General features: G+C 50.8%; 10 protein-coding genes. 4 read left to right on the forward strand and 6 right to left on the reverse strand.

The annotated features are described in order from the left end of the window. Both GAP13_RS11650 and GAP13_RS13335 read left to right on the forward strand, forming a co-directional pair. Positions 1–204 (forward strand): hypothetical protein (locus tag GAP13_RS11650; RefSeq protein ID WP_222126213.1); only part of this gene is annotated, 204 nt, incomplete at its 5' end. A gap of 19 nt (positions 205–223) precedes the next feature. Beyond that, complete coding sequence (locus GAP13_RS13335; protein WP_371710004.1) at positions 224–493, forward strand: EamA family transporter; 270 nt, start codon at positions 224–226, stop codon at positions 491–493. Here the strand turns inward: GAP13_RS13335 and GAP13_RS11660 are convergent. From GAP13_RS11660 to GAP13_RS11685, 6 genes are all read right to left on the reverse strand, one after another. Next, positions 400–1,218, reverse strand: coding sequence for a hypothetical protein (locus tag GAP13_RS11660; protein WP_158908484.1), 819 nt, complete (start codon positions 1,216–1,218; stop codon positions 400–402). The two genes, GAP13_RS13335 and GAP13_RS11660, sit on opposite strands and share 94 nt — an antisense overlap. 11 nt (positions 1,219–1,229) lie before the next feature. Next, on the reverse strand, positions 1,230–3,476 hold the full coding sequence (locus tag GAP13_RS11665; RefSeq protein ID WP_158908491.1) for an ATP-dependent helicase: 2,247 nt from the start codon (positions 3,474–3,476) through the stop codon (positions 1,230–1,232). Further along, on the reverse strand, positions 3,476–4,807 hold the full coding sequence (gene rimO, locus GAP13_RS11670) for a 30S ribosomal protein S12 methylthiotransferase RimO (protein ID WP_158908485.1): 1,332 nt from the start codon (positions 4,805–4,807) through the stop codon (positions 3,476–3,478). Before rimO ends, GAP13_RS11665 begins: the two co-directional genes overlap by 1 nt. A gap of 88 nt (positions 4,808–4,895) precedes the next feature. Continuing rightward, positions 4,896–6,356: a helix-turn-helix domain-containing protein gene (locus tag GAP13_RS11675; RefSeq protein WP_241864354.1), complete on the reverse strand. Its 1,461-nt coding sequence runs from the start codon at positions 6,354–6,356 to the stop codon at positions 4,896–4,898. Positions 6,357–6,383: 27 nt separating this feature from the next. Further along, the gene (locus tag GAP13_RS11680; RefSeq protein ID WP_158908487.1) at positions 6,384–7,070 is read right to left on the reverse strand and encodes a LolA family protein; all 687 of its coding nucleotides are present in this window, start codon (positions 7,068–7,070) and stop codon (positions 6,384–6,386) included. Further along, positions 7,067–8,728, reverse strand: a complete 1,662-nt coding sequence (locus tag GAP13_RS11685) for a diphosphate--fructose-6-phosphate 1-phosphotransferase (protein ID WP_158908488.1) — start codon at positions 8,726–8,728, stop codon at positions 7,067–7,069. The genes GAP13_RS11680 and GAP13_RS11685 overlap by 4 nt, the downstream gene beginning before the upstream one ends. Before the next feature lie 122 nt (positions 8,729–8,850). Here GAP13_RS11685 and GAP13_RS11690 point away from each other — a divergent pair, with 122 nt between their 5' ends. Together GAP13_RS11690 and GAP13_RS11695 are read left to right on the forward strand one after the other, a co-directional pair. Then, positions 8,851–9,804 carry a LysM peptidoglycan-binding domain-containing protein gene (locus GAP13_RS11690; RefSeq protein ID WP_158908489.1) on the forward strand — a complete coding sequence of 318 codons (954 nt, stop codon included), beginning with the start codon at positions 8,851–8,853 and terminating at the stop codon, positions 9,802–9,804. Between the two features lie 92 nt (positions 9,805–9,896). Next, on the forward strand, positions 9,897–10,877 hold the full coding sequence (locus tag GAP13_RS11695; protein WP_158908490.1) for a sigma-70 family RNA polymerase sigma factor: 981 nt from the start codon (positions 9,897–9,899) through the stop codon (positions 10,875–10,877). The last annotated feature ends 113 nt before the right edge of the window (positions 10,878–10,990 follow it).

Here is a 10,990-nt window from a genome sequence, read left to right on the forward strand (position 1 = left end):
GTGCGGCCCGCAAATCCAAAGTCTGTGGAAGAGGAAATCCAGCATCTCGCGGCATGGAGCTCTGCAGAGATACGCGCTGATGGAAAGTGGTTTTTCAAGGATGTCGAATTTGTGCAAAAAGAAGTCGAACATGTGCGCGCCTCGATCAAAGAATCGGATTATGCTGCCGACCGTACAATTTTTGATACAAATGCCCCGGTTTGATTTTCCGATGCGCAATATAATGCTCTTTCAGGCGATGCAGAAAATCGGTGCACGAAATACTTCGATTATCAGCACCATAGAGCCGGTATTCACCAATGTCTTTTCCATGATGCTTCTTGGCGAAATTCTTACAGGGCAGAGAATTGTTGGAGGAGTCCTGATTTTGGCCGGAGTTATTGTCCTGGATCGCTTGGGCTATTCGCCTGACAGCACCATATCAGCGACTTCGAGCATCGGCCGGAGTTCGCCAATATCAAAATCGCCAGGAACCGACGAAGGGAAATCATAGTCGGGAGAAATCAGAATGCCGCGTTCCATGCATCGCATAAATATTGTTTCATGCATTGTGCGCGGATATCTCGGGTAAAGCCAAGGACCCGACCTTTTGAACAGGAGGCTGGCGAATCGGTCCATGCGCATCCATTGCTCGCTTGAATCAATTTTTTCCTGTTCGAACATTTGAGAAAGCGCATGGATAGCTGCCATCCCGCGCAGGCCATCGATAAGCTCGCTTTCTTTTTCTTCCTCTGAACGGGGCGATTTGCTTGCAAGAATGCCAATGGAAAAGGCCGCAGGAACAGGAAGAATGATGCTCACTGATTCGAACTCTGAGGTCATCTCGGGCTTTTTCAGATATGCATCGAACGCAAAGACGCATGTGCCTGGCGCAGGTTTCGAAACGCCGCCTGTCGCGATCCTTGTTGCTTCTTCGGGCGAATTGAATAATTTGACAAAAGGCCTCTGGGGCATGTGTTTTTGGATCATTCTTGCGATGCGGCCATTCCATTCGCCTGGCGACGGTGCAACAAGGCCGCGGTCGATTGCGCTTTTCGCGATTGTTGCAAGCCCGCGCGGCTTGTAGCCAAATATATTCCTACCATAGTCCGACCAGAGGCTCAAAAGCTTTTTGCCATTTGCGGCATACAGTCTCCAACCGCGCATGCGCCGAATCGGAGGCAAGCGCGAAAGGAGCAATTCAGGCAGGTGTACAGGGCTGCTTTCTCTTTCTGTCATATTCTCTTTCATCAATGCTCGACCTTTTCAAGCTTTTTTGTATATTTGGGAAAGAATTGCGCAATCTTCCCGGAATCAAAGCGAACGATGACAAGCAAGCCTGCGCTCTGCGATGGTGTAACCTTGATAATAGTCCCGCTGCCGTACTCATCATGATATACGGACATGCCAGGCTCCCATTCAGGCTTTTCAGGCTTAGGCGCCGGCTCCTGGCTCCGATACTCGTTTGCAGCGCTTTGGACGTACATGCTTTGGCCATAGCCGCGTCTACCCGTTTCCGAACCGGCCGACGGCAAATCAGGCTGGCGCTGCGCCCCTGCGAAGCGCCTTGATGCCCCCCAGAGCTCGTACAATTCAGGATCGATTTCGGTCAGGAATCGGCTCGGCATGGTTTCGAACAAGCGCCCATGCAATCTGCGCCACCGGCACGCCGAAAGGTACAGATGTTCTTTCGCTCTCGTCACTGCCACATAGAAAAGGCGGCGCTGTTCTTCGAGGTCGTCTCCTTCTTCATCGTTTCGGGGGAAAAGACCCTGCTCAAGGCCAGTTACAATGACAATCGGGAATTCGAGGCCTTTTGTGTTGTGCATGGTAATCAAGGTTACCGAATCAGCGTTGCTGTCGCCGTTCTGCTGGGACTGATCGAGCATGATGGTATCAAGGAATTCAAGCAATCCTTCCTCCGAAAGCGGGAATTCGGATGCTGCATTGACTAGCTCTTCTATGTTTTCTTCTTTTTGGGTGCCTGCGATTCTATCTTTGCTGCGATAGAATTCGATGAGCCCGCTTCTCTGCGCAAGATCGCTGATAAGCGCTCCAAGATCTTTGGGGTGGTTTTCATCCTGCAATCCGGACATGAGCATCGACCTTGCACTGTCCATGAGCCCTACAAAATACTTAAGCCCTTCTTTCCCTTTTCCGTGCGCTTGTGCTTGTCTGTCTCGTGAGGCTTCCAAAAGATCGATTTGCTTCTGCATGGCATATTCAACAATTGCGCTGATGGCAGAGGCTCCGATTCCTCGTGATGGCTTGTTTATGATCCGCTTGAATGCAATCTCGTCTCTGGGGTTAGCAAGCAATGCCAGAAAAGCCAGCATATCCTTGATCTCTTCGCGTTCGTAGAATCGCAATGCCCCTACAATGCGGTAAGGAATATCGAATTTTGGGAAAAGCCGTTCGAATCCAAGGGATTGCGCATTCGTCCGGTACAAGATAGCGATATCCTTCCAGTGGCCGCCATTCTGCACATGCTGCCGTATGATTGAAGCACAAAATTCGATTTCCTGATCCTGATCGTCGAGAATCGCGAGCTTGGGCTTTGTGCCACCCGGGCGAGTCGCAAGCAGCTTTTTCCCGAGTCTGCTCATGTTGCGAACCACAATACTGTGCGCCAGATCGAGAATCCGCTGATGTGAACGATAATTCCGCTCGAGCTTGATGATCTTTGTTTCGGGGAAAATCGTTTGAAAATTGAGAATATTGCGCACTTCAGCGCCGCGGAAACGATAGATCGACTGGTCATCATCGCCTACTACACAGAGCATGCCTTCTGGACTGGCGAGCTGCTGCAGCAGACGAAATTGAGCGACATTGGAATCCTGGTATTCATCGACAAGAATGACTCTGAATCGCTGGCGGGTACGATTCCGGATGATCTCATCTTTTTCGAGAAGGAGAGCGGGCAGAAGAATAAGGTCACCAAAATCCACATTGCCAGTCGCACGAAGCCGTTCTTCGTAGGCAGCATAGATGCGCCGGAATTCAGGGTGCTGGCTTATGAAACCGAGAGTCGGAGAGTCTGGAGCAAGGCAATAATCTTTTGCTTTTGCAATTAAAAATGCATAATCGCTGCAATCCCGCCTCGAAAAAGCCGGGAACACCGAGTGAACCAGCTCCGCGCTGTCATCAGCATCGTAAATGGTGAATTCGCTTCTCAATCCGAAAGCTTGGGCGTTTCGCCGCATAAACCATGCGCCAAAAGAATGGAAAGTCCGGATAATTGCCCTTTCGCATGCCGGCTCGATGGCCATGGCACGTTCCCTCATTTCGTTGGCTGCTTTATTCGTAAAGGTAACCGCAAGGATGGACTCGGGCGGAATGCCTTTTTCTCGCACAAGGTAGGCGATTTTCGTCGTGATAACCCTTGTCTTGCCTGTGCCGGCGCCCGCGAGTATCAACAGACGCGTTCCGTCAAAGCGCACTGCTTCGAGCTGTTCAGGGTTGAGCCCTTGCAGATAATCCGGAATTCTGTCAGCCATCATGGTTCGGCAGTATAATCCAGAATTGCGTTAAAATCGACACCGTTCACGGAAATAATGCGGGCATGCACAGCCGATCCGGGGTTCTGCCTCGAATGGATCAATGTGACACCATCCACATCGGGGGCCTGCATCCATCCGCGGGCAATGCACAGGTCGTCATGGTCAAAGACTTCTTCGACAACAAATGTGTCGTTCGAGCCGATGAAGCGCTGAAGCTTTGCTCCAGTAATTGCAGTCTGCACTTCTTCGATGAGCGCTTTTCGTTTTTTAGCGATAGATTTGGGCACGCGATTCTTCATTGTATAGGCAGGCGTGTTTTCTTCTCTCGAATATTCGAACGCGCCGAGCCAGTCGAGCTGAGCCTTCTTCTGGAATTGCAGAAGCTCCTCGAAATCATCCTCTGTCTCTCCAGGAAAGCCCACGAGGAATGTCGAACGGATCATCGCGTCGGGGAGAGACTCTCGTATCGAAGCGAGCAGTTCCAGATACGCAGTCGCGGAGCCTTTCCGGTTCATGCGTCGCAATACCGGTTCTGAAGCATGCTGGAACGGCAAATCGAAATAGGGAGCGAAGCGCCGGTCTTCGCGGATGATCGGGAGTATTGTTTCTGGAAAATGGTCGGGATGGATATAGAGGATGCGGACACGAAAATTCCCTTCAAGGCGGGCAAGCGCTTCGAGCAGATCGGGAAGCAGACACCTGCCTTTTAGATCTCGCCCGAAATTGCCAAGATCCTGGCCAATCAGCACGAGTTCGAATATGCCTCTTTCGAGGAGCGTTCGAGCTTCATGAACAATATCCTCTATCGTTCGCGAGCGGAGCTCTCCTCGGATAAGGGGAATTGCACAATATGTGCAGTGATTGGAGCATCCTTCAGTGATTTTGATATGCGCCGTACCCGGAAAATCGAACAGTGCCTTGCGAGGATAGTATGCGGAAGGCAAGCTGGCTTGCTGAGGAGGGCAGACGAGGACGCGTTCTCCTTCGACCACTTTCTGAATTGAGTCGGGTATGAGTGAAAGGTCTGCGTTGCCCACAATACCGTCGGCATCGACGAGATCCTGGAATAGAGCATCGGGATATCGCTGGGACAGACAGCCTGCAACAACGACTTTTTTCTCTGGCCACTGGCGCTTGGCCTCGATAATTGCCTGTATGGATTCTTTTTTTGCGTCTTCTATAAATCCGCATGTATTGACGATGATGACCTCGGCATTTTCAGGAGAGTCAACAGCGACAAAGCCCGCATCAACAAGTCTTGAAGCTATCTCTTCCCCGTCGACTTGATTTTTGGCGCAACCATGCTGATCAATAAAAAATGCCGGCATATTTTATCCTCGATAATCTTCTGTAAATTCATGCAATATAGATAAAAGTATCCTTGTGAATACCCGTGCTCCAGACTGGCGGTGCGTTTCAGTCGAGGGGCGCAGCGACGAGAGCCCAGCCGCCTTGCGAATTCGACCATGAAAGACGCTGGACTGAAATTTCCCCTGGACCGCCCATCATCAATTCAGTCGATTTTCCTGCAGATTGAAACACGCTCACTTTGACTGCCTGGGCATTGGCTGTCCAGAATGTAATGCTGTTTGAGGCATTGACAGTGATAGATTCTCCCTTGCGGTAATATTTTTCCACCCATTCTTTTCTGTCAGCTTCATATCGGAACATGACAGGCGACACAAAACTTACATTTACATAGAAAGGATGCGGGCCACTGGCGCTCTTGAAGAGAACAATTGGTGCTGGCTCAGCTTTGGACGCAGCGGGGGCAGCTGCGCTGGCAGGGATAGTAATGTCACTTGAGGTTTCTTGCTGCGACAAGGCTTCTTTTACATCGAAGTGGGCGAGAGCGCCATTCTGCGGCTCATTCGGCGCATAATCGATAATCGAGACAATGAGGCGATCCTTGTCGGCAGTGGGGTTGATGACCGTCTCCTCATTCAGCCCAAGGGTGAATTCGCCATACGGCGTGTCCAGGACAACCTTGTCTTTCACTGACTTGAGTGTGACTGAAATGAAATCATTCCCGAGGGGCAGATAGACGCGATCCTGCGGGTAGAGGCGCTGTTCGAAGGGCAGCCCTTCAGCGCGATAGTCAGCAGGTGTCCGGCTTGCACGAGATGGGAGCTTGAGGCGCGGGAGCATGCTTACAACGCCGACAATAATAATGAGTATAGCAAGCGCATACAGCAAAAAATGTCCCAGTTGGATGGGGGCTGCGTGTACTTTCTGGTTTTTTCGCGCAGGAAAGAAAGGCTGATGTGAAAGCGCAATTTTTTCTTTCTGTGAATCTGTCAAAGAAGGCTGTGCCTTTGCTAAAGGCGCTTCGGATTCTGTAACGGAAGCCGGGCCAGCTGCGGGGGGCGCTTTTTCAGGCTCGGAAGGATGCTTTGCAACTGCTTGCTTTTTCGATGTCCGGGGCATTTTGCCGCTTTTTGCATGCTCAGAGGAAAGCGTAGAAGCTTTGGCTTCCGCTTCTTCAGATTCTTCAGTGAAAAGCAGCGGCACTTCCGGTTCCTTGCGTGCCGGCTTGGTTTCAGCTGATGTTTGCGTATCAGGGCTTTTTGCAATGGGCTCGATGGCTTCGGGCGTTTCGGATGAAGGCTTTTCCGGACTTTTGTCTTGGCTAGGAGGCTCTGGCTCAGGTTCTGCCGCCTTGAAGCGGGCTACAGTTTCTGCTGGATTCAGCCCCAGAAATTCAGCATAATTCCGGATAAAGCCGATGATATACACTTCGCCAGGGAATCCATCGAAATTGTCGTTTTCAATGCCCTGAAGAAAGCGTTTGCTGATATTTGTTTCATCAGCAACCTGATCGAGCGTGAGGCCTTTGCCCAGACGAGTGTCTCGAAAAATATTCCCGACCTTGCCCATCACCACCCCCCGCTCCTGCAACCTCTCTTACTGGAAAAGGAAATTGTTGTAGACATTCGCGCTCGCGGGTGCATCGTACACAAACCTGTCATCGCGAATGCCCTGGTTGAGCAGGACATTCTGGAAATCGAAGGTGATTTTGTCATTCGAGACAGTCCAGCCCTCAAGCCTGCGGATAAGCATTGTATCGCCGCTCACGGAAAGCCGAATATTCTTGTATCCTTCAGAAACGCTCTTCCTCGACAGCATGAGCCGATATACCTGCTCAGTCGAACCGGGATCGAGAGGTTCCTCGTTCGGACTGCGCTCCCACCCGATTGTATAGTTCCGCCTGAGCAGAGAAAGGCCTTCCTTCGATGCAAGTGTTGCTGCACCCAAAGAAATGCCCTGATCGCTCGCATCCTGACGCAGAACCGCCCGGTATTGCGGCAGGTACACAAGCAGTGTCTTGCCGTCAAACACGATAACCTGGTCTGCAGGCTGGGAGAAATCGATGCGCAACAGTGTCGGCGACTTGAAAATAAGTTTTCCTGTCATCGGCTGTCTGCCGGCAGTGATTTGCACGTCTGCTTGATAGTCAGTGACCGAGGCGTACCGATCAGCAAGCTTCGAGAAGAATTGGTCTGCGGTCAGAAGAGTCTGCGCGCCGATATTCGATAGGGCCATATAAAAGCCCACAATGAACATCAGAACAAAAAAGTGTTTTCGTTTCACGAATTCTGCTCCAGTTGCAAAATAATTGCAGGAACATCGGTAATCGATGGCGGTCCGAAATACTGGATGCTGCCAGGAATCCGATAATCGGAGGATAGCGCCCATTTGTCGCGCACTTGCGCAAAGGCTTTGAACGGTTTCCCTTCGAGGTCGACAAGGGCTTTCTTGATGACCGGCTTTTCTTTCCCGTGCCTGCGTTCGATATTCATCATGGAAACAATCGGAATGCCACCAGGTATCCATTCTTTGGGCGGGGCGGCCAGATTTCTGATTGCGGCGATATACCCAGTAAGCCCATGCAGAATGAGCAGACATGCCGAATAGCCGAGCGAGTAGCAATAGTCCGCATCGAAATTCGAGGGGAATGCACAGCGGCCTTCGTATCCAAAAAAGTGGGTTTGGTAGTCGAATGTGCCGGTATAGGTCCCTTCGGCTGACATTTCTTTCAGACGGCGCGAAACCATTTCGACGAGGAGTTTTTCAGTCTCAATTCTCGAAACCTGCACATTGCCATGGGGATCGCGATCCCAGCACAGCTGGGTCTGGATTGATTCGGGAAGTTGCGAAAAGAGCGCTGCGGTTTCGGCGGGCAGCTTCGAGAGAATAAAGGAGCGCTGCGCTTCGCCGCGGGGGAGCGACTCATATTCGGATCCGGCTGCCGCGATGATTTCATTAATTTGAGCTATGAGCGCTTTGATTTCGGGAATAAATTCGATCAGTCCTTCCGGCACAATGATGACACCGAAATTCTCACCTTTTGCGGCTCGGGCGGCGATTGCATCTGCGATCGTCGCGACAATCTGCGCAAGGCTCATTTGCTTGGCTTCGATCTCTTCTGATATGAGGGCAATATTCGGCCGTGTCTGGAAGGCGCATTCCAGTGCGATGTGTGATGCCGAGCGGCCCATCAGCTTTATGAAATGCCAATATTTGCGCCCGGAAGAAGCATCGCGGCAAATGTTGCCAATCAGTTCCGAATATACCTTTGTCGCGGTGTCGAAACCGAAGGAAATTTCGATCCATTCATTTTTTAGGTCGCCGTCGATTGTCTTCGGCACGCCGACGACGGTGACAGGGGCTCCTTTCTGAATAAAATATTCGGAAAGAAGCGCGGCATTGGTATTGGAATCGTCGCCGCCAATGACCACAAGCGCATCAAGGCCAAGTTTTATCGCATTTTCGAAAGATTTTTCGAGCTGCTGTGGCGTCTCGATCTTGGTTCTTCCGGAACCGATGATATCGAAACCGCCCGTATTGCGATATTGCTCAAGCATATCTGCATTGATTTCCAGGTATTTTCCATCGATCAGGCCGGATGGTCCGCCTTTGAAACCGATAAGCTTCGATTTGGGATTTGCTTTCTTGATGCCGTCGAACAGCCCGGCGATGACATTGTGCCCGCCTGCTGCTGGTCCCCCGGAAAGGATTACACCGACAGTAAAGGCTTTTTCCGAGGGCACTCCTTCTCCTTTTACGAATTTGACTGCGGGCTTTCCGAAACTGTTGGGGAATATGCTTTTCAGAAGCTCTTTGTCCTTGTCAGGTTCGATGACCTCGCTTGGCAATGCTTTGATATGGGGCAGGGGCTCAAGAAAAATTTCGGGTACTTTTGGAGTGTATGCATATCGTGCGGTATGAAGAGGTGATCGTTCAAGCATTTGCGTTTCTCCTGTTAAAAAGTATCATTACTATTGTACTGAATTGGCACATCATTGAAAAGGCCGGCAATTTCCTTCTTGATGAATATTCAAGAAGTGCCGATAAATGAACAGGAAGGCATATGGCAAGACGCGCCGTTGTGATAGCAATTTCTTTACTTTCTCTCTTTTTTATGCCGCTCGGCTTGTGCGGGGCAGAGCAGGAATACCATGTGATTCAGTCGGGCGAGACACTCTATTCGATTGCAAAAAGCTATTCGGTGCCCTATGAAATGCTTGCCAGCATCAACGGTATTACCGATCCATCCAAAATTCGCCCGGGGACAGTCTTGCTTATTCCCCTGGTGCATGTTGTTGCAAAAGGTGAGACATTTTTCGGAATTGCCAAGAAATACGATGTTTCTATCCAGGAATTGAAAACGGCAAATAGCCTTTCCGACTCATATGTTCTCAGAGTCGGAGATGTTCTTGTCATTCCGGATAAAGGCGTTGCAGCAGCCACCCCCTCACAAGCAGCGCCTGCTCAACCAGCGCCTGTTGCAGCTTCGCCTGCCGACACGGCGCCTCCATCTAGTGCAAAGCCAACTTCGGCCACGCCTGCCGCATCTATACCGGCAGCGCCCCCTTCTGCACCTGCAGCAGCTTCACCTGCCGACACAGCCCCGCCTTCTTCTTCAAATTCAAATTCGAAAAATGCTTCAGCGGCTTCCCGTACGCCAGATGCTCTCTCTATTTGGCCAGTAGAAGGCAAAGGCCAGTACATGAGCGGCAAGCTCGAAGGCATCATGTTCCAGACAACTCGAGGAGCACCTGTCAAAGCGGTTGCATCCGGTACAGTTGTATCAGCAGGTCCGTCGCGAGGTTTTGGAGACGTCGTTTTCATCCAGTCTAAATCAGGCTTTGTGTATGTATATGGAGGAAATGAATCGATTCTCGTAAAGACTGGAGAAAACGTCGAGCCCGGAAAGACCATAGGCAGGGTGGGGATCGATGCAAAAGATGGCACTGCGATTGCCTATTTCTTCGTATTCCGCAATGGACAGCCCATAGATCCTTCTCTTGCTCCCCGCGACTAGAAATATGCCGATGTTGATTTTGCTCTTGTCCCCGAGTATTGAGTATTGTATCTTATAAAAGAAGATACGAAACTATAGTCAAAGGGAAAAGCATGAGCGACCTGGAGAACTGCAATACAGGGAGCAGTTCTGAGCGGCCCACGCGCAAAAATGAAGATTCGATGGCTGATCTTGATCCTCTCAGCCTATATCTACGACAAATTTCGAAATATCCTCTCCTGGATGCCTCTCGAGAAAAGGAAATTGGCGCGCACCTCGCCGATCTCGGTGCGCAACTTACCCAAATAGACCTCGCAATTGCTGAAAAACCTGATAATGCGGAATTGGAAAGAGAACGCAATCGAATTGCGGCGGATATTCGCGCAACAAGAGAGCTGCTGATTACCTCGAATCTTCGCCTTGTGGTATCCATCGCAAAGGGATATCAGATGCGCGGCGTAAACCTTCTGGATCTCATCGACGAAGGGAATATCGGACTCATCGAAGCAGTAAGCCGCTTCGATTACAAGCGAGGTTATCGCTTTTCCACCTATGCGAGCTGGTGGATCAGGCAAGCGATCATAAAATGCCTTGTCGATCAGAGTAGAGTCATCCGTCTTCCCATCCATATGCTCAATACAATTCGGCGCTGTTATGCTTCAGCCAAGCAGCTTGTGCAAGAGCTCGGCCGCGATCCTAATATGCTGGAGCTCGCGGAAAAAATGGGAATACCCCAGAATAAAGTTGAGAGCGCTATGCAGCTCGCACAAGGGACTTCCAGCCTCGACGCAGGCCTCGACGAAGAACGAAATGGCAGCATCGGCGACAGCGTGAAGGACGAAAAAGCACCCGATCCCTTCAATCAGGCGTTCGCTGCAACAATTCGCGAGCTTTTGCGGTATGTCATGTGCTCTCTCTCGGAGCGCGAGCAGATCGTGCTCCAACTGCGGTATGGCCTTAATGGAGAAGGTCCCAAGACGCTCGAAGAGACTGGGCATGCGCTCGGCATCACCCGGGAGCGGGTCCGCCAGATCCAGGAACAGGCTCTTGAAAAAATCAAGCAGCGCCAGGAGCTTTCAGACTGCAGGACTTGAACAGCGGCGCTGCAAAATCATTTTGCCTGATTCCTTATGTTCTTCTGCGTTTCAGGAGCCTGGCTTCTCAATTGTTCGTCAATAACGACACAATATCCTGAAATCCCTTTGAT

This window comes from Rectinema subterraneum (genome assembly GCA_009768935.1).
GTDB classification, from domain to species: domain Bacteria; phylum Spirochaetota; class Spirochaetia; order Treponematales; family Rectinemataceae; genus Rectinema; species Rectinema subterraneum.